This window comes from Paraburkholderia phymatum, assembly GCF_038900715.1.
Lineage (GTDB): Bacteria > Pseudomonadota > Gammaproteobacteria > Burkholderiales > Burkholderiaceae > Paraburkholderia > Paraburkholderia phymatum_A.
Window position 1 is genome coordinate 300,065 of record NZ_JAYMRZ010000008.1, and the last position, 23,511, is coordinate 323,575.

Here is a 23,511-nt window from a genome sequence, read left to right on the forward strand (position 1 = left end):
TCAACGAAACGGTTTCAACGGATCGGGCCTCACCCGCGCCTGACGGATGCGCCAGCATCCGTCGAGGCGCAGCCGCGAGAGACACTGTCGAAGTGACTGGCGGAACGGAATGGCGCCGCACGGTCAACGCTTCGGCGACCGGGCGGCCAGACGCTCCGATACGTTAAACAGCGTATCGTTTCCCCGGCTCAGGCCGGGATTTTTTTGCCTGCTCGCTGTGCGTTCGCTTTGCCATCTGCGTCGCCGCGCGTTTCATACAAGGCGTGACGGCGCGGCGGCAATTGCGACGCCAACGCGATGCCATGAAAAACGGCGCGCCCTCTTTCGAGGGACGCGCCGTTGTCACATGCGCTGATCGCGATAGCGGCGTGACGAACTCACGCCGCCCGCCGCTCACTTCTTCTTTTGCGGCGGCAGGTCCGTACAGACGCCTTCGTACAGTTCGGCGGCCATGCCGATCGATTCGCCGAGCGTCGGATGCGGATGGATCGTCTTGCCGATATCCGTTGCATCGGCACCCATCTCGATCGCGAGGCACACTTCGCTGATCAGGTCGCCCGCATTCAGGCCGACGATGCCGCCGCCAATCACGCGATGCGTCTCTTCGTCGAAGATCAGCTTCGTGAAGCCTTCGTCGCGGCCGTTGGCGATCGCGCGGCCCGACGCGGCCCACGGGAACACCGCCTTACCGTACTTGATGCCTTCGGCCTTGCACTGGTCTTCCGTCTTGCCCGCCCAAGCCACTTCCGGATCGGTGTAGGCCACCGACGGAATCTGCAGCGCGTCGAAGTACGCCTTTTCGCCGTGCGCCGCTTCCGCCGCGACGTGGCCTTCGTGCACGGCCTTGTGCGCGAGCATCGGCTGGCCGATGACGTCGCCGATCGCGAAGATGTGCGGCACGTTGGTGCGCTGCTGCTTGTCGACTTCGATGAAGCCGCGATCCGTCACGGCGACGCCCGCCTTGTCCGCGCCGATCTTCTTGCCGTTCGGGCTGCGGCCCACGGCGACGAGCACGAGGTCGTAGCGCTGCGGCTCGGCAGGCGCCTTCTCGCCTTCGAACGACACGTAGATGCCGTCGGCCTTCGCTTCCGCTGCCGTCGTCTTGGTCTTCAGCATCACGTTCGTGAAACGCTGGCTGTTGAACTTCTCCCAGACCTTCACGAGATCGCGGTCCGCGCCCAGCATCAGGCCGTCGAGCATTTCGACGACGTCGATCTGCGCGCCGAGCGTCGCATAGACCGTCGCCATTTCCAGCCCGATGATCCCGCCGCCGATCACGAGCATGCGCTTCGGAATCTGGGGCAGTTCGAGCGCGCCCGTCGAATCGACGACGCGCGGATCTTCCGGAATGAACGGCAGCTTCACGGCTTGCGAACCGGCCGCGATGATCGCCTGCTTGAAACGGACGACCTTCTTACCGCCCTCGCCCTGCACTTCCATATGATGCGGATCGACAAACGTGCCGACGCCCGTGACGACTTCGACCTTGCGCGCCTTCGCCATGCCGGCGAGACCGCCCGTCAGTTTCTTGACGACGCCCGACTTGAAGTCGCGCAGCTTGTCGAGATCGATCTGCGGCTTGCCGAACGAGATGCCGTGCGCTGCGAGTTCGTCCACTTCGTCCATGACGAGCGCCGTGTGAAGCAGCGCCTTCGACGGAATGCAGCCGACGTTCAGGCACACGCCGCCGAGCGTCGGATAACGTTCGACGAGCACCGTTTTCATGCCGAGGTCGGCCGAGCGGAACGCGGCCGAGTAACCGCCGGGGCCCGCGCCGAGCACGAGCATGTCGCACTCGATGTCGGCCGAGCCGGAATAGCTGCCCGCTTGCGGCGCGGGCGCAGCAGCGGGAGCCGGTGCGGGAGCCGCTGCCTTCGGCGCAGCCGCCGGCGCGCCCGCGCCTTCCAGCAGCACGATCACAGTGCCTTCGGACACGGCATCGCCGACCTTGACCTTCACTTCCTTGACCACGCCAGCTGCGGGGCTCGGAACGTCCATCGTCGCCTTGTCCGATTCGAGCGTGATGAGCGACTGCTCCTTCTCGACGCGGTCGCCGGCCTTCACGGCGATTTCGATGACGGGCACATCCTTGTAGTCGCCGATATCCGGCACCTTGATTTCCTGCACGCCGCCGCCCGCCGTCGATGCGGCTGCGGGCGCGGGCGCAGGCGCCCCCTTCTCCGGTTCCTTGCTGGCCTTCGCTTCACCAGACGTTTCGACGACGGCGATGACAGTGCCCTGCGAGACCTTGTCGCCGGCCTTGATGCGGACTTCCTTGACGGTGCCGGCCGTATCGCTCGGCACTTCCATCGAGGCCTTATCCGATTCGAGCGTCAGCAGCGACTGCTCTTTTTCGATCGTGTCACCCGGCTTGATATTGACTTCGATGACATCGACGTCCTTAAAATCGCCGATGTCCGGCACCTTCACTTCGACGAGACTCATAGTGTCCCCTTCTCTTATTGACCGTGTTGAAAGAAGGCCGCCAAAACGCCGAACCCGCGACACGAAGCGCAGGCCCGACGCCGTCCGCCAGCAGGCGAGACGGCAACGCAGGCTCGACGAACGCGCCTGAACGAACGCATTGACGCGAGGTTCAGGCGACGGCCATCACATCAACAATCAAAGAATCACACGCCGGAAATCGGCAAGAATCGACCCGAGGTACGCATTGAAGCGCGCGGCTTCCGCACCGTCGATCACGCGATGGTCATACGACAGCGACAACGGCAGCGTCAGACGCGGCACGAACTGCTTGCCGTCCCAGACCGGCTTCATCGCGCTGCGGGACAGGCCCAGGATCGCGACTTCGGGTGCGTTGATGATCGGCGTGAAATTCGTGCCGCCGATGCCGCCGAGCGACGAGATCGAGAAGCAGCCGCCTTGCATCTGGTCGGGCTTGAGCTTGCCCTCGCGAGCGAGCTTCGACAGCTCCGCCATTTCCTTCGCGATATCGACGAGGCCCTTCTTGTCCGCATCGCGGATCACGGGCACGACGAGACCGTTCGGCGTATCGGCGGCAAACCCGACGTGGTAGTACTGCTTGAACACGAGGTTGTCGCCGTCGAGGCTCGCATTGAACGTCGGGAATTTCTTGAGCGCCCCGACGACGGCCTTGATCACGAATGCGAGCATCGTGAACTTCACGCCTGCCTTTTCGTGCTCCTTGTTCAGTTGCACGCGCAGCGCTTCGAGGTCGGTGATGTCCGCTTCGTCGTTGTTCGTGACATGCGGAATCATCACCCAGTTGCGATGCAGGTTCGCGCCGGAAATCTTCTTGATGCGTGACAGCGGCTTCGGATCGATCGGGCCGAACTTCGTGAAGTCGATCTTCGGCCACGGCAGCAAGCCGAGCTCGCCGCCGCCCGCGCCAGCCGGCGCTGCAGCCGCGGCGGGCGCCGCGCGCTGGCCCGTCATCACGCCCTTGACGAACGCGGTGACGTCGTCCTGCGTAATGCGTCCCTTCGGACCCGTGCCTTGCACGCGCGACACGTCGACGCCCAGCTCGCGCGCGAACTTGCGCACCGACGGCGACGCATGGCTCGCGCGATACGCGCCGCCTTCGCCTGCCGGAATGACGGGCGCCTGCGCGAGCGCGGAAGGCTGAGCGGGTGCCGGCGACGGCGCGGCGGGCGCGTCCGACGGCGCTTCTTCGCGCTTCGCCGCAGCGGGCGCGGCAGCCGGAGCCGGTGCGCCGGCGCCGCCTTCGGCTTCGAGCAGTACGATCAGCGTGCCTTCGGAGACGGCATCGCCGACCTTGACCTTCACTTCCTTGACGACGCCGGCGGCCGGGCTCGGCACATCCATCGTCGCCTTGTCCGATTCGAGCGTGACGAGCGACTGCTCCTTCTCGACGCGATCGCCGACCTTCACGGCGACTTCGATCACGGGCACGTCCTTGTAGTCGCCGATATCCGGCACCTTGATTTCCTGCACGCCGCCTGCCGTCGATGCAGCAGCGGGAGCGGGAGCAGCCGCCGGAGCGGGCGCCGCGGCAGGCGCGGGCGCGGCCGCTCCGTTGCCTTGCGCGGGCTTCGCGGCAGCGGCACCGCCTTCGCCGTCGAGCAGCACGATCAGCGTGCCTTCCGACACCGTATCGCCAAGCTTGACCTTCACTTCCTTCACCTTGCCCGACGCCGGGCTCGGCACATCCATCGTCGCCTTGTCGGATTCCAGCGTGACGAGCGACTGCTCTTTCTCGACGGTATCACCCGCCTTCACCAGCACCTCGATTACAGGAATGTCCTTGTAATCGCCGATGTCCGGTACCTTGACTTCGATCGCTTGGCTCATTGTTTTCTGTCTCCAGGGCCGCGCGCACCACGACCGCCCGCTTCGGGCGGCGAGGTGCGCGTCAGGGGCTCGCGGGGGCGATGCCTTAGACGGTCATCGGGTTGGGTTTGGACGGATCGAGGTTGTACTTCTTCAGCGCGTCGGCCACGACCTTGCGCTCGATCGTACCCTCATCGGCCAGCGCGTTCAGCGCAGCGACCGTGGTCCAGTAGCGGTCGACTTCGAAGAAGTGACGCAGCTTCTCGCGCGTATCCGAACGGCCGAAGCCGTCCGTGCCCAGCACGACGAAGCGTTGCGGCACGAATGCGCGGATCTGCTCGACGAGCGCGCGGACATAGTCGGTCGAGGCGACGACGGGGCCCTTCGCGTCCTTCAGCAGCTTCTCGACGTGCGACAGCTTCTTTTCAGCCAGCGGGTTCAGCAGGTTCTGACGCTGCACTTCGTGGCCTTCGCGCGCGAGTTCGGTGAAGCTCGGCACGCTCCACAGGTCGGCCTCGACGCCCCAGTCGTTCTTCAGCAGGTCGGCGGCGGCGATCACTTCGTTGAAGATCGTGCCCGCACCCATCAGCTGCACGCGCGGCGCCTTCGCGTTGTCCGCGCCCTTGCGGAATGCGTACATGCCCTTGATGATGTCCTTCGCCACGCTCTCGCCCTGCGGAATCGCCGGGTGCTCGTAGTTCTCGTTCATCACCGTGACGTAATAGAACACGTCTTCCTGCTCATGCACCATGCGGCGCAGACCGTCCTGCATGATGACGGCGAGTTCGTAGCCGAACGTCGGGTCATAGCTGATGCAGTTCGGCACCGATGCCGCCCACAGCAGCGAGTGGCCGTCTTCGTGCTGCAGGCCTTCGCCGTTGAGCGTCGTGCGGCCCGCCGTGCCGCCCAGCAGGAAGCCGCGCGAACGCATGTCGCCCGCGGCCCAGGCCAGATCGCCGATGCGCTGGAAGCCGAACATCGAGTAGAAGATGTAGAACGGAATCATGATCTCGCCGTGCGTCGAGTACGACGTCGCCGCTGCGATCCAGTCCGACATGCCGCCCGCTTCGTTGATGCCTTCCTGCAGGATCTGGCCGGTTTCCGATTCCTTGTAGAACATCAGCTGATCGGAGTCTTCCGGCACGTACTTCTGGCCGTCCTGATTCCAGATGCCGATCTGACGGAAGAGACCCTCCATGCCGAACGTACGCGACTCGTCCGGCACGATGGGCACGACGCGCTTGCCGATCGCCTTGTCCTTCAACAGGATGTTGAGGATGCGGACGAACGCCATCGTCGTCGAAATCTCGCGGCCTTCGCCCGTGCCCTTCAGCAGCGGCTCGAATGCGTCGAGCGCCGGGACGGGCAGCGATTCCGCCTTCTGGCGGCGCGCCGGCAGATAGCCGCCCAGGTCCTGACGGCGGGCGCGCATGTATTCGAGTTCCTTCGAGCCTTCCTCGAACGTGAGGTACGGCACGTGTGCGATCTCCTCGTCCGAGACGGGCAGACGGAACTGGTCGCGGAAGTGCTTGAGCGCCTCCACCTGCATCTTCTTCTGCTGGTGGGTGATATTCATCGCCTGGCCGGCTTCGCCCATGCCGTAGCCCTTGATCGTCTTCGCGAGGATCACGGTCGGCTGGCCCTTCTTCTGCGTCGCCGCGTGGAATGCCGCGTAAATCTTGTGCGGATCGTGGCCGCCGCGGTTCAGGTTCCAGATGTCCTCGTCGGACCAGTCGGCGACGAGCGCCTTCAGTTCCGGCGTATTGAAGAAGTGCTCGCGGACAAACGCGCCCGACTCCGACTTGTACGTCTGGTATTCGCCGTCGACGACTTCCATCATCCGGCGCATCAGCGCGCCCGACTTGTCGCGCGCGAAGAGCGCGTCCCAGCGGCTGCCCCAGATCACCTTGATGACGTTCCAGCCCGCGCCGCGGAATTCGCTTTCCAGTTCCTGGATGATCTTGCCGTTGCCGCGCACGGGGCCGTCGAGGCGCTGCAGGTTGCAGTTGATCACGAACACGAGGTTGTCGAGACGCTCGCGGCCGGCCATGCCGATCGCGCCGAGCGATTCCGGCTCATCCGTTTCGCCGTCGCCGAGGAACGCCCACACCTTGCGGCCGTCCGTCTTCGCGATGCCGCGCGCCTGCAGGTACTTCATGAAGCGCGCCTGGTAGATCGCCATGATCGGGCCGAGACCCATCGACACCGTCGGGAATTGCCAGAAGTCGGGCATCAGCCACGGGTGCGGATACGACGAGATGCCCTCGCCGCCCACTTCCTGGCGGAAGTTGTCAAGCTGCTTGTCGGACAGGCGGCCGAGCAGGAACGCGCGCGAGTACACGCCCGGCGACGAGTGGCCCTGGACGAACACGAGGTCGCCGCCATGATCGTTGGACGGCGCGTGCCAGAAGTGGTTGAAGCCGACGTCGTACAGCGTCGCAGCCGACGCGAACGATGCGATATGGCCGCCGACGTTGGTTTCCTTGCCGGCGCGCAGCACCATCGCCATTGCGTTCCAGCGCGTGTACGAGCGGATGCGGTGCTCGATGTCCTGGTCGCCGGGGATCTTCGCCTGGTTCGCGACGGGGATCGTGTTGATGTACGGGGTGTTGGCGGAGAACGGCAGATGCTCGCCATGCACGCGGGCAAATTCGATCTGCTTCTCGATGAGGTAGTGAGCGCGGTCGGGACCGACAGCAGAAATCACGCCATCTAGCGCTTCGAGCCATTCGGCGGTTTCTTGCGGGTCGCCATCGTCTTTGGCGTTGGCGACGTACTTCATGACTTCGTCGGGTACAGCGGACATGCTCGTCTCCTGGATATGGGGAACGCACTGTGAACAGGCGACGCGGACGAACCTCGACCGCGGCAGCTTCCGGCCGATTGTAATAAGGCCCACAACGCCTGCGCAAGGAAATTTTCAGATTACGAGAGCGTTTCTCATAATGCGGAAAATTGTTGCGGCGCACCCTGGTTTGACTGCCCATCAGCGAGTACGTCGGCTAGTTTGCGCCCGATTGCGCAACTTTCATCGCTTTTTTGCGGCAATTGCGTGTCAGCCGCTGCGCTACAATGCGAGCCATGTTGACCGATCGGCTTTTCGCACGCTCGGCGCGCTCCGCCGGATCGCCGGCGGACTCGTCGCCCTCTCGCTGGCACCACGGACCCTGGTGGTCGAACTCCTATTTGCTGACGCCGCTCCTGTCGATCCTCGTTTTCCTGGTCGTCATGAGCCTGATTTTGTGGAGCCTGAACCGGCGCGAACAGCAGCAGCAGGAAGACACGCTTTACCGCAATGTCGCGTGGGCGCAGCAGCAGATCCGTCTGTCGATGACGGGCGCGCAGGAGCAGCTACAGGCGCTCTCGCGCGATCTCGTCTCCGGTCGCGCCGATCCGCATTCTTTCCAGGTGTCGACGGCCGACATCATGCAGGGGCATCCCGAGATCCTCTACATGAACTGGTACACGAGCGCGCAGCAGCCGCGCTGGCCGAACAACGCGCTGCCGGGCCTGGGCCAGCGCCTCGCCAAGCCCAATGACCAGCAGATGGACGAAGCCGTCAAGGCCGCGTTCGCCGAAGCGCGCAACACGCGCCGCCAGGTTTATTCGCCGCTGATGTACGACGATGTCGGCAACGGCTATATCACGTTGCAAACCCCTGTCTATCGCGACCGCGATTTCCTCGGCACGGTCGCCGCCGTGTTCTCGATCGAAGGGATACTGAAGCGCGACATCCCGCCCGAGCTGTCGGCGAAGTACAAGATCTCGATCATCGACATCAACAACCGCGAGCTGGCCACCACGTCGACGCGCCCGCGCCTGCCGCGCGACGCGTACTACGACCTGCCGCTCGATCCGCCCGGACAAGGCGTGTCGGTGCGCGTCTATGCGTATCCGCAGATGACCAACTTCACGAACAACACGCTCGTGTGGCTGGTCGCGGGGCTGTCGTGCTTCGTGCTGTGGAGTCTGTGGAGCCTGTGGAAGCACACGCGCCAGCGCTTCGAGGCGCAACAGGCGCTGTACGCCGAAGCGTTCTTCAGGCGTGCGATGGAAAACTCGGTGCTGATCGGCATGCGCGTGCTCGACATGCACGGCCGCATCACGCATGTCAATCCCGCGTTTTGCCGGATGACGGGCTGGGACGAAAGCGATCTCGTCGGCAAGAACGCGCCGTTCCCCTACTGGCCGCGCGATTCGTACCCGGAGATGCAGCGGCAGCTCGACATGACGCTGCGCGGCAAGGCGCCCTCTTCCGGGTTCGAACTGCGCGTGCGTCGCAAGGACGGCTCGCTGTTCCATGCGCGCCTGTATGTATCGCCGCTGATCGACAGTTCGGGACGGCAAACGGGCTGGATGTCGTCGATGACGGACATCACGGAGCCGAAGCGCGCGCGCGAAGAACTCGCCGCCGCGCACGAACGCTTCACGACGGTGCTCGAGAGCCTCGATGCCGCCGTCTCCGTGCTCGCCGCCGACGAAGCCGAACTGCTGTTCGCGAACCGCTACTACCGGCATCTGTTCGGCATCCGTCCCGACGGCCATCTCGAACTCGCGGGCGGCGGCAGCTTCGACAGCTCCGCTGCGTCGTCGGACTCGATCGACATGGTCGACGCGTTCGCGGGCCTGCCCGCCGCCGCGCTCACCGAAAGCACGGCCGACGCGCAGGAAGTCTACGTGCAGGGCATCCAGAAATGGTTCGAGGTGCGCCGCCAGTACATCCAGTGGGTCGATGGCCACCTCGCGCAGATGCAGATCGCAACCGACATCACGACGCGCAAGCAGGCACAGGAACTCGCGCGCCAGCAGGACGAAAAGCTGCAGTTCACGAGCCGCCTGATGACGATGGGCGAGATGGCGTCGTCGCTCGCGCACGAGTTGAACCAGCCTCTCGCGGCCATCAATAACTATTGCTCTGGAACCGTGGCGCTGGTTAAATCTGGTCGGACAACTCCCGACAACCTGTTACCAGTGCTCGAAAAGACCGCGCAGCAGGCGGTTCGGGCCGGCATGATCATCAAGCGCATCCGCGAATTCGTGAAACGCAGCGAACCGAAACGACAGGCCACCCGCGTCGCCGACATCGTCGCCGACGCCGTGGGTCTCGCCGAGATCGAAGCGCGCAAGCGCCGCATCCGCATCGTGACGGACATGCGCTCGCGCCTGCCCGTGATCTATGTCGATCCGGTGCTGATCGAGCAGGTGCTCGTGAACCTGCTGAAGAACGCCGCGGAAGCGATGCACGACGCGCGGCCCGATGCCGTCGACCCTGTCATTCGCGTCGTCGTGCGGCTCGACTCCGGCTTCGTGTGCATCAGCGTCGTCGACCAGGGTCCGGGCGTCGACGAAGCCACGGCCGAGCGTCTCTTCGAACCGTTTTACAGCACCAAGTCCGACGGCATGGGCATGGGGCTGAACATTTGCCGTTCGATCATCGAATCGCATCGCGGACGCCTGTGGGTGGTGAACAACGTCGAGTCCGACGGCCACATCACGGGCGCCACTTTCCATTGCAGTCTGCCTATTGGAGAGCCTGACGGCCCGAGCAACGGCGGGTCCGAGGCGCCGACACCACAAACCGTTACGGGAGAGCTATGAACACCCCAGTTACCACACAGGAAACCGTGTTTGTCGTCGATGACGACGAAGCGGTGCGAGATTCACTGCGCTGGCTGCTGGAGGCGAACGGCTATCGCGTTCAATGCTTCTCCGCCGCGGAGCAGTTCCTCGACGCATGGCAACCGCATCAGCATCCTGGCCAGATCGCGTGCCTGATTCTCGACGTGCGGATGTCGGGCATGAGCGGCCTCGAATTGCAGGAGCGCCTGATCGCCGACAACACGCTGCTGCCCATCATCTTCGTGACGGGTCACGGCGACGTGCCGATGGCCGTGTCGACGATGAAGAAAGGCGCGATGGACTTCATCGAAAAGCCGTTCGACGAAGCCGAACTGCGCAAGCTCGTCGAGCGCATGCTCGACAAGGCGCGCAGCGAAAGCACCAGCGTCCAGCAGCAGCGTGCCGCCGCCGAGCGCCTCGGCAAGCTCACGGCGCGCGAGCATCAGGTGCTCGAGCGCATCATCGCGGGCCGCCTGAACAAGCAGATCGCCGACGACCTCGGCATCAGCATCAAGACGGTCGAAGCGCATCGCGCGAACATCATGGAAAAGCTCAACGTGAACACGGTGGCCGACCTGCTGCGTCTCGCGTTGTCTAACAAGCCGCAGCAGGCGCAGTAACGCCAGCGCGCCGCGCGGGCGTCATCACGTGATGGCGGCCCCGCAGCCCGGAGCCCTCGCCCGCCATTTTGCTTGCGTGTTGCGCGGGCGTCCGAAGCGTCGTTGATGGCATCATGCGGCGCTGCTTTCGCGGCGCCCTTCGTCGATTCCCCTTCTTACCCTCGCCTCTCGTGCGTGTTCGCATCTCTATCGTGCGCCGTTTTGCGCGCGGCGCCGCTCTTCATTAGTGATCCAAACTAAAACGTATCGCCTGACGAGCCGCGTTTTCATACATCGCCTCGCTCTGTCGCCGTTTTCGCTATCAACGCTCGATGCGCGCGACATACATCGTTCACATCGCCGGCTCACATCGCGCTTGCACGCGCACCTCACTTCCATTATCAGTCGATCTACACCGTCGTTACCTCATCGCTCCATTGCCACAACACGCGTCGCGGCGCATGTCGGATTCGACTGACACCCGCCGCGCTCACAACGCAGCAAGGAGGTTCTCACCGTGAATCGATACGAACGCTACCGGCCCCGCACATGGCTGCTTTGCGCCGCGCTTGCGGGCATGCCGCTCGCCGTGTGCATCGTCGCACCCGTTGACGCCGTCGCGCAGACACCCGCGAAAGTCTCGAGCCAGCAACTCGATTCGCTGACGGCACCCATCGCCCTCTACCCCGATGCGCTGCTCGCGCAGGTGTTGATGGCATCGACCTTTCCGCAGGACGTCGAAGCGGCCGCCGCGTGGTCGAAGTCGAACACGCAGTACAAGGGCGACGATGCCGTCAAAGCCGTCGCATCGGAACCGTGGGACCCGAGCGTGCAATCGCTCGTCGCGTTCCCGCAGGTGCTCGCGACGATGGCCTCGAAGCTCGACTGGATCACGCAGCTCGGCAACGCGTTTCTCGCGCAGCCGAACGACGTGATGGACTCCGTGCAGCGGCTGCGCAAGCAGGCGCAATCGGCGGGCAATCTGAAGACGACCGAGCAGCAGAAGGTGATCGTCGAGCAGAACACGATCCAGATCCAGCCGGCCAATCCGGAAGTGGTCTACGTGCCGACGTACAACCCCACGGTCGTCTACGGCGCGTGGGCTTATCCCGCCTATCCGCCCGTGTACGTGCCGCCTCCTCCCGGCTACGCGATCGCGTCGGGCTTCGCGGCGGGGCTTGCGTTCGGCGCGGGCGTGGCCGTCGTCAATTCGCTGTGGGGCGGATTCAACTGGAACAACCATGACGTCAACATCAACGTCAATCGTTACAACAACGTCAACGTCAACAACCGGATCAATTCGAACACCGCGACTTCGAACTGGAACCGCAACGCGAATATCAACCGCAACAACGCGAACATCAATCGCAACAATGCCAACATCAACAACAATCTGGCCGCTCAGCGCGATCAATATCGCGGACGCGACGCATCGCGCGCGCAGGCACAGCAGACGCTGCAGAACCGCACCGGCCAGAACCTGAGCGGCAACGCGAGCCAGCGCGTGCAGAACATCCATCAAGGGGGCGCGAACGCGGGCGAGATCCGCAACAGCGCGCAGAACCTGAACCGCGACAACGCATTGCGCGGCGCCGGCGATGGCGCTGGCTCGCGGCAGGACTTGCAGCGCGGACAGGCAAGCCGTCAGTCGCTCGCGAGCAACGGTGGCGCGAGCAACCGTGTCGGCGCGGGCGGAGGCGGTCAGCAGTTCAGCGGCGGCGAGGCGGGAGGCGGCCGGCTCGGGGCCGGCGGCGCAGGACAGGCGGGCGGCGGCTTCAGCGGCGGAGGAGGCGGAGGAGCCAGGGGCGGTGGCGGCTTTGGCGGCGGCGCAGGCGGCGGCGGACGCCAGTTCCATCGACGCTGAGCGAACGATCACGAACAGTCACGAGCAATCGCAACCCGTCGCGAACGATCACGAATGATCGCCAGGAGGCACACATGATCCGCATTTCGACCCACCGCCCACCGCGCGCGCTGCTTTGCGCGCGTCGGATCGCGCCGCGCGCGGCCCTTTCACGGGCTCCATCCGATTCACCCGTCCTGCCGTTTGCGCGCGCATCGAATGCGCTCGCGGCCGTCGTCGCCATGACGATGATCGCCGCCGCGCAACCCGCCGCTGCGCAGGCCGTCTATCCGACGCCCGACGCGGCCGCCAGCGCGTTTGCCGACGCGCTCGCGACGAACGACCATCCGGCGATGGAGAAAGTGCTCGGCAAGAACTACGGCCGCTACATCCCGACGACCAACGTCGGCGAGGACGACATCTATGCGTTCCTCGGGCAATGGGCGAACGGCCATCAGATCGTCGACGATCCGGCGCCGCGCCACGGCCGCAAGAGCGTGCATCTGGCCGTCGGCAAGGACGGCTGGACGCTGCCGATTCCGATCGTGCAGAGCGCGCGCGGCTGGCAGTTCGACACGCCCGCCGCCACTGACGAGATGCTCACGCGCCGCATCGGCCGCAACGAGCGCGCGGCGATTCTCACGTCGCTCGCCTACGTCGATGCGCAAAACGACTATCGAAGCCAGACGCAGCACTACGCGCAGAAGTTCATCAGCTCGCCCGGCCAGCGCGACGGACTCTACTGGCCCACGGCGCCCGGCGAACCCGACAGCCCGCTCGGGCCGCTCGCCGCGACGATGCCGCACCAGGTCGCGCCGGGCGAAGCGTACAACGGCTATCACTACCGCATCCTGACGTCGCAGGGCGCGAACGCCGAGGGCGGCGCGCAGAACTACGTGCAGGATGGTGCGCTGTCGAAAGGCTTCGGCCTTGTCGCGTGGCCGGCGGAATACGGCAAGACGGGCGTGATGAGTTTCATCGTCAACCAGAACGGCCAGGTCTACGAGAAGAATCTCGGCGCGCAGACGTCACGCGCGGCGAACGCGATCACGTCGTTCAATCCCGATAAGTCGTGGACAGCGACGCAGCCCTGACCCCGCATTGAACGTACTTCGAACGTACTTCGAACGCGCGTTGAAATCTTCGCGACGACCGCGCGTCGCACTGGCCGCTTGCCTCGGCGGTGGCCAGTGCGCTGATCCACGAAGCCAACCGATCCCATCCCCGACGGTATAATGTCGAACTTCGCTGCGGCGCGGTTTTCGCGCCGTGCGCTTTTCGGCACGCGACCTGTTCCTGCCTCCGAGCGCCATCCGTGCGATTCGCGACGGCCGCGCGAGAGCGCATGTCGCGAACGCGCGCGCAGCACGCGCTGCATGCGCGGCAACGTGACCACACGCCCCGCGCCTGCCCGCCCCGCCCGCATTCCGAACACCGTATCTCGACCGACCATGACAGCCAAACTGATCGACGGCATCGCCCTTTCCAAGACCCTGCGCGCCGACGTCGCCACGCGCGCCGCCGCCCTCACCGCCCGCGGACATCAGCCCGGTCTTGCCGTCGTGCTCGTCGGCGACAACCCCGCCAGCGAGGTCTACGTCCGCAACAAGGTAAAAGCCTGCGAGGACAACGGACTCTTCTCGTCTTACGACCGCTATCCCGCGAGCATGTCGGAGGCGGAACTACTCGCGCGCATCGACGGACTGAACCGCGATCCGAAGATTCACGGCATCCTCGTGCAACTGCCGCTGCCCGCGCATATCGACAGCCACAAGGTGATCGAAGCGATTGCGCCCGAGAAGGACGTCGACGGCTTTCACGTCGCGAACGCGGGCGCGCTGATGACGGGCAAGCCGCTCTTTCGCCCGTGCACGCCGTATGGCGTGATGAAGATGTTCGAAGCCCACGGCATCGAGTTGAGCGGCGCGAACGCCGTCGTGATCGGACGCTCGAACATCGTCGGCAAGCCGATGGCGCTGCTGCTGCTCCAGGCGAACGCGACGGTGACGGTCTGCCATAGCAAGACGCGAGATATCGCCGCATACACCCGCAATGCCGATATCGTCGTGGTCGCGACGGGCCTGCGCAACACGCTGACGGCCGACATGGTGAAGCCGGGCGCAACCGTGATCGACGTCGGCATGAATCGCGACGATCTCGGCAAGCTGTGCGGCGACGTCGATTTCGCGAGCGTCAAGGAAGTGGCCGGCCATATCACGCCCGTGCCGGGCGGCGTCGGCCCGATGACGATCACGATGCTGCTCGTCAACACGATCGAAGCCGCCGAGCGCGCGGCAGGCCAGGCCTGAGCGGTCCCTCGGGACAACCACCCTCTTTCGTCGAATCGCGCGGATCGCCATAGCCATCCGCGCGCGCGGCGTCAGCCCTTTAACGCATCATCAGAAAGGCGGCCAGCGGACAGTCAGATCCGCTGCCGTCGTCGGCGCGTTTTCGGCCGTCGCGTTGCGCTCGCGTTTGCGCGCCGCGCTGCGTGCGAGCCGCGCGCGGCACCCGTTCATCGCGGGCCGCTCGATCCAGCGCGACGACAGCGCCGCACACGCAACGATGAACGGCGCGCTGACCAGTATCGACAGCAGCGGCGGCATGCGCGGCGCGAGGGCCGCGACGCACTGCTGCACCATGAACCCATACAGATAGATCGCGTAAGAATAATCATGGCGCGGCACCCAGCGGCGCAACGCTGGCGTCACGCTCACCCACAGCAGTCCGTAGACGAACGCGAGATAGAACAGCGCTTGCGCACCCGCCGTATCGCGAAACACGAGAAACACCAGCATCAGTCCGAGCGCGGCCAGTCCGTTGATGTTCACATGCTCGCGCCATCCATAGAGCAGCATGCCGAGAAAGAAGAACGGCTCGGGGAAAAAAGAATAGCCGCCCGCCTTGTCCGCGAAATCGCGCCAGCCTATGTGCAGTTCCGCGACGTTCACGCGCAGCGAAAACGCGGCCGCCGCGAGCAGCACGGCGATCAGGCTGCCCTTGCGCGTCGACAGCAGACCGAACGCGCCCGTGACCAGCACGAGCAGATAGCAGCGCACTTCGAGCGGCAACGTCCATAGCGGCGCGCACACGTCGTGTGCGAAACGGTTGTGCTCGAACACGCCCGGCAGCGTCCAGCCGCGCTTCATCACGAGCGTCGAGAAATAGTCGAGATTGCGCCACGTGCTGCCCGAAGAAAAATAGCCGTGCAGCGTGAGCGTCGTGAAGATCGGCCCGACGATGAAGATCGCCACCAGCGACGCGCCGACCAGCGCCGGCAGCAGACGCGCAAGACGCAACGCGATAAAGCGTGGCACCGAGCGCTGCCTGTCGAAGCTCGCGCTGACCAGCAGTCCGCTCAGCAGAAAGAACGCGTATACGCCGAGACTGCCCGCGCCGTCGAACCCCAACGCAGACGCGACGCCGTCGGTCGCGTCCGTCCTCTGGACCACGTAGGCATGGCAATACACGACGGCGCACGCAGCGACCAGTCGCACGAGATCGAAGTTGTTGGCGTCGCGAGCGAGCGCGCGCGAGAGAGTGCTCGAAGGCGGAGTCATCGGGATGCTACCTGCTGCGAAGCGGCCGCCGCGCAACGGCGAGCGGCAATTGAAGGATGCGCGATCGGCGCGAACCGGCGTGAACGACAGATACGCGCGAGACATACGCAAGGCGCACGCGAAACATACGCAAGACACGAGACGCGCGCGCCGACCACTCTACGATGCGCGAAAATCCCTGTTGCGACCGTTCGCTTGCCCACTTTCCCGTTCTGGTACAAATATGCGTGAGCCCGCAGCTTCTGCGCGCGGGTGGCAGTTCTGATAATTTGTGCTGCAACCGATCGATCCCGGCTGGAAATGGCGAATGGCGCCCCAATATGCTCCACAGGACGCCAGACGGCGGCTCGCGCGCGTGCGGGCCGTGCCATGTGCGCCGCTCCGTTTCGGGCCCGGCTGACGGTCATCCGGGCCTCCACTCAACGCGTCAGACAGGAAGCAACATGTCCACATCCCAATCGACATCCGACAATCCGCTCCTCGATTTCTCCGATCTGCCGCGCTTTGGCGAGATCCGCCCCGAACACGTGACGCCCGCCCTCGACGTGCTGCTCGCGGATGCGAACGCCGCCGTCGACCGCGCGAGCGAGCCGTCGACGCCCGCGTCGTGGGCCGACGTCGTCGAGCCCGTCGAACGCGCGACGGAACCGCTGTCGCGCGCATGGGGCGTGATCGGCCATCTGAACGCCGTCGCCGATACGCCCGAACTGCGCGCCGTCTATGGCGAGAACCTGCCGCGCGTCACCGAGTTCTGGTCGAGCGTCGGACAGAATCTCGCGCTCTACGAGAAGTACAAGTCGATCGCCGCCGCCAGCGATTTCGAATCGCTGACGGGCGAGCGCAAGAAGATCCTGAACAACGCGCTGCGTGACTTCCGCCTGTCGGGCGCCGAACTGCCCGAAGACCAGAAGCCGCGTTTCGCGGAACTGCAGGAACATCAGGCCGCGCTGTCGAAGGCGTTTTCGGATCACGTGCTCGACGCGACCAATGCCTATGCGTACATCGCCGAAAGCCAGGAAGAACTGGCCGGGCTGCCGGAAGACGTGATCGCAGCCGCGCGCGAAGCGGCCGAGCGCGACGGCAAGAGCGGCTGGAAGTTCACGCTGCATTTCCCGTCGTACTTCCCGGTGATGCAGTACTCGGAAAACCGCGCGATGCGCGAGACGATGTACCGCGCCTACGTCACGCGCGCATCGGAGTTCGGGCCGCAATACGGCAAGGGCAACGCCGACTGGGACAACACCGCGAACATCGCCGAAAGCCTGAAGCTGCGCGAAGAAGAAGCGCATATGCTCGGCTACAAAAACTTCGCTGAAGTGTCGCTCGCGCCGAAGATGGCCGAGTCGCCCGAGCAGGTGATGACGTTCCTCGAAGACCTCGCGACGCGCGCGCGTCCGCACGCCGAGCACGACTGGCAGGAGTTGCGCGAGTTCGCCGCGAGCGAGCTGGCGCTCGGCGAATTGCAGCCGTGGGATGTCGCGTTCGCCGCCGAGCGTCTGCGTCAGAAGCGCTATTCGTTCTCCGAAAACGAAGTGAAGCAATACTTCCCCGAAGACACGGTGCTCAAGGGCCTGTTCAAGGTCACGGAGACGCTCTTCGGCGTGAAGATCCGTCGCGACGAGGCAGCCACGTGGCATCCGGACGTGCGCTTCTTCCGCGTCGAGAATCAGGACGGCGGCCTTGTCGCGCAGTTCTATCTCGACCTGTATGCGCGCGAAGGCAAGCGCGGCGGCGCATGGATGGACGACGCGCGCTCGCGCCGCAAGCCCGTCGACGGCGCGGTGCAAACGCCCGTCGCGTATCTGACGTGCAACTTCTCGGCGCCCGTCGGCGGCAAGCCCGCGTGCTTCACGCACGATGAAGTGATCACCCTCTTCCATGAGTTCGGGCACGGGCTGCATCACATGCTGACGCGCGTCGACGAACTGGGCGTGTCGGGCATCAACGGCGTCGAATGGGATGCCGTCGAGCTGCCGTCGCAGTTCATGGAGAACTTCTGCTGGGAGTGGGACGTGCTGAGCGACATGACTTCGCACGTCGATACCGCAAAGCCGCTGCCGCGCGAACTGTTCGACAAGATGCTCGCCGCGAAGAACTTCCAGAGCGGCCTGGGCACGCTGCGTCAGATCGTGTTCTCGATGTTCGACATGAAGCTGCACGTCGACTTCGATACGTCCGCTGCAAAGAGCGCGAACGATCTCGCGCGCGAAATCAACGAGCGCTTCCACGTGATTCCGCAGGCCGCGTTCTCGCGCTGGCCGAATACGTTCAGCCATATCTTCGCGGGCGGCTACGCGGCGGGCTACTACAGCTACAAGTGGGCTGAAGTGCTATCCGCCGATGCGTATGCTGCGTTCGAAGAAGCTGCGCAGTCGGGCACCGGCAGCGTGCTCGACGCGGCGACGGGCACGCGATATCGCAAGGAGATTCTCGAAGTGGGCGGCAGCCGCCCCGCGATGGAATCGTTCAAGGCTTTCCGCGGCCGCGAGCCGAATATCGACGCGCTGCTGCGTCACAACGGCATGGCGCCTGGCGCAGTGCCTGGGGCGGCGCATTGATGTCGATGCGGACACGGGCGCACAGCAGGCGCGTTCGCGCGTAGCGCCTTAACGCGGGCGCTCGCGCGTTCTACTGCAAGACAAGCGGGTTCGGAATGACCGGACCAGCTTTTTTTATTCGCGCGTGCGCTTATTCGGTCAGCGCGACGACGGGCGCGTGATCCGAAGGCTGATCCCACTTGCGCGGCGTCTTGTCGACGTCGCAATGCGTGCAGCTCGCCGCGAGCGGCTTCGACAGCAGAATGTGGTCGATGCGCAGACCCGCATTGCGGCGGAATGCGAGCATCCGGTAGTCCCACCACGTGAAGGTTTTTTCGGGCTGCTCGAAGAGCCGGAACGAATCGACGAGGCCGAGTTCGACGAGACGCTGGAACTGCGCGCGCTCTTCCGGCGACACGAGGTTCTGCCCTTCCCACGCCTTCGGATCATGCACGTCGCGATCTTCGGGCGCGATGTTGTAGTCGCCGAGCAGCGCGAGCTTCGGATACTGCGCCAGTTCGCTCGCGACCCAGTCGTGCAGCGCGTCGAGCCAGCGCAGCTTGTACGCGAACTTGTCGGTGCCGGGCGCCTGGCCGTTCGGGAAGTAAGCGGAGATCACGCGCACGCCATCGATGGTCGCGGCGATCACGCGCTGCTGCGGGTCGTCGAAGCCGGGAATGTTGCGCACGATGTGGCTTTCATCGACGTTCACGCCATCGCGCACGAGAATGCCGACGCCGTTATAGGTCTTCTGCCCCGCGAACCAGCTCCGATAACCTTTTGCTTCGAGTTCGGCGCGCGGAAATTTTTCGTCGGGCAGCTTCAGTTCCTGGAGACACAGCACATCGGTCTGACTGAGTTCGAGCCAGTCGATCACATGCTGCTGACGAACCTTCAGGGAGTTCACGTTCCACGTGGCTAATTTCATCGCTCGTTCTCGTTCTCTCGGGTGCTGGATCGCATCTTACCGCGATCGCGCTGCGCGGCTCGGTGCGGCAACGTGCGCAAGTAAAAAAGCAAAAGCCCGCAACGCTTGCGGCGATGCGGGCTTCGGATGCTGAGGCCGTGTGGAGCAGGACACGTGCCATGAAACTGGTTGCGGGGACAGGATTTGAACCTGTGACCTTCGGGTTATGAGCCCGACGAGCTGCCAGACTGCTCCACCCCGCGTCAGAGGAAGCGAATTGTACTGACACCTGCGGCACGCGTCAAACACTTGAGCGAATTTTTTTAACCCGCTTCTGCGAGAGGCCGGTGACGCTCGCGTATCAGGGACTCACTGCAGGGACTCACTGCGCGGAATCGATCGCCCAGTCGACGGCCCTTTGCGCATGCAATGCTGTCGTATCGAAGACGGGCAGCGCGGAGTCTTCCTGTTTGATCAGCAGCGTGATCTCCGTGCAGCCGAGAATGACGGCCTGCGCGCCGCGCGCTTTCAAGTCCTCGATCACGCTCCGATAGATGTCGCGCGAAGGCGGCTCGATCACGCCATGACACAGCTCGTCGTAGATGATCCGGTGCACGTTCGCACGGCCCTCGTCATCGGGGACCAGCGTATCGAGCCCGAAACGCTCGCGCAGGCGCCCGGCATAGAACGTCTGCTCCATCGTATAGCGCGTGCCGAGCAAGCCGACACGCTCGACACCCGCCGCGCGCAGCGCTTCGCCCGTCGGGTCGGCGATGTGCAGGAAAGGCACGGTGATCGCCGCCTCGATCGCTTCGTACACGCGATGCATCGTGTTCGTCGCGAGCAGCACGAGATCGGCGCCGCCGCGCTCCAGTTGCCGCGCGGCATCGGCCATCTGCGCGCCGAGCGCATGCCAGTCGCCCGCGCGCTGATTCGCTTCGACTGGCGCGAAATCGACGGTCAGCATCAGGCTGCGCGCGTTGTGATGGCCGCCGAGGCGCGCCTTTGCGTGACGGTTCATCAGCCGGTAGTACTCGGCCGATGATTCCCAGCTCATCCCGCCGATCACGCCTATCGTCTTCATGTCGCTTCGTGTCCGTTCGTGTTGGTTGTATCCCGTCGCCGAGTATAGGACGGCCGCGCGCGAGCGAGCGGTACGGATCGCGTGCCGCCAGCCGGTACAGCAGGGTCGTTTGTCGTATGCCGTCGGGACGATGCGGATCAGCGCCACACGCATTTGTTCCGCCGATAGAATCGACATCATGCAAAGGAGCCGCCCATGGACCTCATCATCCGTCGTGCCGTATTGCCGCGCAGCGCGGCGCAATCGAACACCTTCGTCGATATCGGCATCGAGGGCGGCCGCATCGCCGCCGTCGAGCCGACGCTCGCGGCCACCGCGCGCGAAGAAATCGACGCGAACGGTTCGCTCGTCACGCCGCCGTTCGTCGATGCGCATTTCCATATGGACGCGACACTGTCGTATGGCTTGCCGCGCGTGAACGCGTCGGGCACCTTGCTCGAAGGCATTGCGCTATGGGGCGAGCTGAAGCCGCATCTCACGCAGGAAGCGCTCGTCGCTCGCGCGTTGCAGTATTGCGATTGGGCCGTCGCGCGCGGGCTGCTGGCCATCCGCACGCACGTCGATGTGTGCGACGAGCGCCTGCTCGCCGTCGAAGCGGTGCTCGAAGTGAAGCGCCGCGTTGCGCCTTATATGGATCTGCAACTGGTCGCGTTTCCGCAAGACGGGCTGCTGCGCAGCGCGGGCGCGTTCGACAACCTCAAGCGCGCGATCGCGATGGGCGTCGACGTGGTCGGCGGCATTCCGCATTTCGAGCGCACGATGGCGGACGGCGCGGAGTCGGTGCGTCTGCTATGCGAGTTCGCGGCCGAAAAGGGCTTGCGCGTCGACATGCATTGCGACGAGTCGGACGATCCGATGTCGCGCCATATCGAAACGCTCGTGGCGCAAACACATCGTCTCGGCATGCAAGGCCGCGTGACGGGCTCGCATTTGACGTCGATGCATTCGATGGACAACTACTACGTCAGCAAGCTGTTGCCGCTGATGCGCGAGGCGGGCGTCGCGGCCATTGCAAACCCGCTGATCAACATCACGCTGCAAGGACGTTCGGATACGTACCCGAAGCGGCGCGGCATGACGCGCGTGCCGGAGATGATGGCGGCGGGCATCGACGTCGCGTTCGGTCACGATTGCGTGATGGACCCGTGGTATAGCCTCGGTTCCGGCGACATGCTCGAAGTCGCGCATATGGGTCTGCACGTCGCGCAGATGACAGGCGTCGACGCGATACATGCGTGCTTCGATGCCGTCACGGCAAACGCGGCGCGTATCCTTGGGCTGGAGCGTTATGGCATCGAGCCGGGGTGCGATGCGAACCTCGTCGTGCTCGATGCGCGCGATGCCGTCGAAGCGATACGCTTGCGCGCGGCGCGGCTCGCCGTCGTGAGTCGAGGGAAAGTGGTGAGCCGCGCGCCGGCGGCGCGGGCGCAGCTGTCGCTCGAAGGGCGGCCCGAGGAAGTGGACTTCAAGCTGCATCGCGAATAGAAAAGCGGCTCGATGGCGCGTCGCGCCGTCGAGCCGCTTTGGTTTCCATCACGTGAGCGCGATGAAAGCGCCAGCAATCAGGATTCGAGGTTCAACTCCTGGATCTTGCGCGTGATCGTATTGCGTCCGATGCCGAGGCGCTCCGCCGCTTCCACCTTGCGTCCACGTGTGAAGTCGAGCGCTTCGCGAATCACAGCCGCCTCGAAACGGCGCGACAGCTCGTCCATCACATCGGCGGCATTCTCGCGCAAGAGCTTCGCGACTTCCGTGCGCAGCCCGTTCTCCCATGCGGCGACAGGCGACGGTATCGCCGTGCCGCCCTGCACGGCGGGCGTGCCCAGCAGCGGCGCCGCGCCGTTTGCTACGGCCGCGCCCGAAGTGGCATCGATCGGCATCGCTCCGCCGGACGACACCAGCTCCGCGCCCGCCTGTTGCGTCGACACGAGATCGGGCGGCAAGTCCTTGACCTCGATCGTCTGCGCGGGCGCCATCACCGTCAGCCAGTTCGCGAGGTTTTCGAGCTGCCGCACATTGCCCGGAAACGGCAGCGACGTCAGATAGGCCAGCGCCTCATCCGACACGCGCTTCGGCTCGACGCCGAGATCGCGTGCGCTTTTTTGCAGGAAGTGGCGCGTCAGCAGCGGAATGTCTTCGCTGCGCTCGCGCAAAGCGGGAAGACGCAAGCGGATCACATTCAGCCGGTGATACAGGTCCTCGCGAAACAGCCCCTGGCGCACGCGCGATTCGAGATTTTGGTGTGTCGCGGCGATCACGCGCACGTTCGCGCGCAGCGGGTTGTGTCCGCCGACGCGATAGAACTGCCCATCCGACAGCACGCGCAACAGACGCGTCTGCAAATCGAATGGCATGTCGCCGATTTCATCGAGAAACAGCGTGCCGTTCTCAGCCTGCTCGAACCGGCCCTGGCGCATCGCCTGCGCGCCCGTGAACGCACCGCGCTCGTGGCCAAACAGTTCGGATTCCAGCAGATCTTTCGGAATCGCCGCCGTGTTGAGCGCGATGAACGGACCGCTCGCGCGTGGGCTATGTCGGTGCAAGGCGCGCGCGACAAGTTCCTTACCGGTGCCTGATTCGCCCGTAATGAGCACGGTCGCCGCCGAATGCGACAGCCGGCCGATCGCGCGGAACATGTCCTGCATCGCGGGCGCCTGGCCGAGCATCTCCGGCGCTTCGGCGACGCGGTCGTCCCACGTATGCTCGCCGCGCACGCTTTCGTCGACGGCGCGGCGAATCAGTTCGACGGCCTTGTCGACATCGAACGGCTTCGCGAGGTATTCGAATGCGCCGCCCTGGAATGCGGCGACGGCGCTGTCGAGATCGGAAAACGCCGTCATGATGATGACGGGCAGTCCCGGCACGCGGTCGCGCACGGTCTGCAACAGTTCGAGCCCGGAGCCGCCCGGCATCCTGATATCGGAGACGAGCACCTGCGGGCTATCGTGTTCCAGCGCGCCCGCGGCTTCGCGGACGTTCGCGAAACTGCGCGTCGCGAAGTTCTCGCGCGCGAGTGCTTTCTCGAGCACCCAGCGGATCGATTGGTCGTCGTCTACTATCCAGATCGGCTTCATATAGGTCCGTCAGAAG

The 23,511-nt window shown here is 64.7% G+C and carries 14 protein-coding genes and 1 tRNA gene; 7 read left to right on the forward strand and 8 right to left on the reverse strand.

Going from position 1 to position 23,511, the window contains the following annotated elements:
- Window positions 1–393: 393 nt before the first annotated feature.
- The 3 genes from lpdA to aceE form a co-directional block, all read right to left on the reverse strand.
- Entirely contained in the window at window positions 394–2,445 is a 2,052-nt protein-coding gene (gene lpdA, locus VSR68_RS17610; protein WP_342941054.1) for a dihydrolipoyl dehydrogenase, read from the reverse strand.
- Window positions 2,446–2,622: 177 nt separating this feature from the next.
- A complete protein-coding gene (aceF, locus tag VSR68_RS17615) occupies window positions 2,623–4,293 on the reverse strand; it encodes a dihydrolipoyllysine-residue acetyltransferase (RefSeq protein WP_342941055.1) in 1,671 nt (556 codons plus the stop codon).
- An 85-nt stretch (window positions 4,294–4,378) separates the two neighbouring features.
- Complete coding sequence (aceE, locus tag VSR68_RS17620; protein ID WP_342941056.1) at window positions 4,379–7,078, reverse strand: pyruvate dehydrogenase (acetyl-transferring), homodimeric type; 2,700 nt, start codon at window positions 7,076–7,078, stop codon at window positions 4,379–4,381.
- 275 nt (window positions 7,079–7,353) lie between these two features.
- Between aceE and fixL the strand changes: the two genes are divergently transcribed.
- The 5 genes from fixL to folD all read left to right on the forward strand — a co-directional run bounded on the left by fixL (window position 7,354) and on the right by folD (window position 14,642).
- Window positions 7,354–9,870, forward strand: a complete 2,517-nt coding sequence (gene fixL, locus VSR68_RS17625; protein WP_342941057.1) for an oxygen sensor histidine kinase FixL — start codon at window positions 7,354–7,356, stop codon at window positions 9,868–9,870.
- Window positions 9,867–10,511 carry an oxygen response regulator transcription factor FixJ gene (gene fixJ, locus VSR68_RS17630; RefSeq protein ID WP_090864927.1) on the forward strand — a complete coding sequence of 215 codons (645 nt, stop codon included), beginning with the start codon at window positions 9,867–9,869 and terminating at the stop codon, window positions 10,509–10,511. Before fixL ends, fixJ begins: the two co-directional genes overlap by 4 nt.
- 496 nt (window positions 10,512–11,007) lie before the next feature.
- The gene (locus VSR68_RS17635) at window positions 11,008–12,354 is read left to right on the forward strand and encodes a DUF3300 domain-containing protein (RefSeq protein ID WP_428983524.1); all 1,347 of its coding nucleotides are present in this window, start codon (window positions 11,008–11,010) and stop codon (window positions 12,352–12,354) included.
- Window positions 12,355–12,428: 74 nt separating this feature from the next.
- A complete protein-coding gene (locus tag VSR68_RS17640) occupies window positions 12,429–13,427 on the forward strand; it encodes a DUF2950 domain-containing protein (RefSeq protein ID WP_342941058.1) in 999 nt (332 codons plus the stop codon).
- Between the two features lie 357 nt (window positions 13,428–13,784).
- Window positions 13,785–14,642 (forward strand): bifunctional methylenetetrahydrofolate dehydrogenase/methenyltetrahydrofolate cyclohydrolase FolD, encoded by an 858-nt coding sequence (gene folD, locus VSR68_RS17645; protein ID WP_342941059.1) that lies wholly within the window; start codon window positions 13,785–13,787, stop codon window positions 14,640–14,642.
- Window positions 14,643–14,732: 90 nt separating this feature from the next.
- Here the strand turns inward: folD and VSR68_RS17650 are convergent, their stop codons facing one another.
- Window positions 14,733–15,893 carry an acyltransferase gene (locus tag VSR68_RS17650; protein WP_342941060.1) on the reverse strand — a complete coding sequence of 387 codons (1,161 nt, stop codon included), beginning with the start codon at window positions 15,891–15,893 and terminating at the stop codon, window positions 14,733–14,735.
- Between the two features lie 443 nt (window positions 15,894–16,336).
- Here VSR68_RS17650 and VSR68_RS17655 point away from each other — a divergent pair, with 443 nt between their 5' ends.
- Window positions 16,337–18,451 carry a M3 family metallopeptidase gene (locus VSR68_RS17655; RefSeq protein ID WP_342941061.1) on the forward strand — a complete coding sequence of 705 codons (2,115 nt, stop codon included), beginning with the start codon at window positions 16,337–16,339 and terminating at the stop codon, window positions 18,449–18,451.
- A gap of 130 nt (window positions 18,452–18,581) precedes the next feature.
- Here the strand turns inward: VSR68_RS17655 and xth are convergent, their stop codons facing one another.
- The 3 genes from xth to VSR68_RS17670 form a co-directional block, all read right to left on the reverse strand.
- Window positions 18,582–19,358, reverse strand: coding sequence for an exodeoxyribonuclease III (xth, locus tag VSR68_RS17660; RefSeq protein WP_342941062.1), 777 nt, complete (start codon window positions 19,356–19,358; stop codon window positions 18,582–18,584).
- A gap of 165 nt (window positions 19,359–19,523) precedes the next feature.
- Window positions 19,524–19,600: transfer RNA gene (locus VSR68_RS17665), tRNA-Met, on the reverse strand.
- Window positions 19,601–19,719: 119 nt separating this feature from the next.
- Complete coding sequence (locus VSR68_RS17670) at window positions 19,720–20,421, reverse strand: aspartate/glutamate racemase family protein (protein WP_342941063.1); 702 nt, start codon at window positions 20,419–20,421, stop codon at window positions 19,720–19,722.
- Between the two features lie 195 nt (window positions 20,422–20,616).
- On the opposite strand from VSR68_RS17670, the gene VSR68_RS17675 reads away from it, so the two are divergent.
- Window positions 20,617–21,906: an amidohydrolase family protein gene (locus VSR68_RS17675; protein WP_342941064.1), complete on the forward strand. Its 1,290-nt coding sequence runs from the start codon at window positions 20,617–20,619 to the stop codon at window positions 21,904–21,906.
- A gap of 77 nt (window positions 21,907–21,983) precedes the next feature.
- Here the strand turns inward: VSR68_RS17675 and ntrC are convergent, their stop codons facing one another.
- On the reverse strand, window positions 21,984–23,495 hold the full coding sequence (gene ntrC, locus VSR68_RS17680) for a nitrogen regulation protein NR(I) (protein WP_342941065.1): 1,512 nt from the start codon (window positions 23,493–23,495) through the stop codon (window positions 21,984–21,986).
- Window positions 23,496–23,511 lie beyond the last annotated feature (16 nt).

Bases quoted from the DNA above. Each gene is read 5' to 3' on its own strand.
- fixL (WP_342941057.1), top strand. From the start codon at position 7,354: ATGTTGACCGATCGGCTTTTCGCACGCTCGGCGCGCTCCGCCGGATCG.
- VSR68_RS17655 (WP_342941061.1), top strand. From the start codon at position 16,337: ATGTCCACATCCCAATCGACATCCGACAATCCGCTCCTCGATTTCTCC.
- xth (WP_342941062.1), bottom strand. From the start codon at position 19,358: ATGAAATTAGCCACGTGGAACGTGAACTCCCTGAAGGTTCGTCAGCAG.
- aceE (WP_342941056.1), bottom strand. From the start codon at position 7,078: ATGTCCGCTGTACCCGACGAAGTCATGAAGTACGTCGCCAACGCCAAA.
- lpdA (WP_342941054.1), bottom strand. From the start codon at position 2,445: ATGAGTCTCGTCGAAGTGAAGGTGCCGGACATCGGCGATTTTAAGGAC.
- aceF (WP_342941055.1), bottom strand. From the start codon at position 4,293: ATGAGCCAAGCGATCGAAGTCAAGGTACCGGACATCGGCGATTACAAG.
- VSR68_RS17675 (WP_342941064.1), top strand. From the start codon at position 20,617: ATGGACCTCATCATCCGTCGTGCCGTATTGCCGCGCAGCGCGGCGCAA.
- folD (WP_342941059.1), top strand. From the start codon at position 13,785: ATGACAGCCAAACTGATCGACGGCATCGCCCTTTCCAAGACCCTGCGC.
- VSR68_RS17670 (WP_342941063.1), bottom strand. From the start codon at position 20,421: ATGAAGACGATAGGCGTGATCGGCGGGATGAGCTGGGAATCATCGGCC.
- VSR68_RS17640 (WP_342941058.1), top strand. From the start codon at position 12,429: ATGATCCGCATTTCGACCCACCGCCCACCGCGCGCGCTGCTTTGCGCG.
- fixJ (WP_090864927.1), top strand. From the start codon at position 9,867: ATGAACACCCCAGTTACCACACAGGAAACCGTGTTTGTCGTCGATGAC.
- VSR68_RS17650 (WP_342941060.1), bottom strand. From the start codon at position 15,893: ATGACTCCGCCTTCGAGCACTCTCTCGCGCGCGCTCGCTCGCGACGCC.
- ntrC (WP_342941065.1), bottom strand. From the start codon at position 23,495: ATGAAGCCGATCTGGATAGTAGACGACGACCAATCGATCCGCTGGGTG.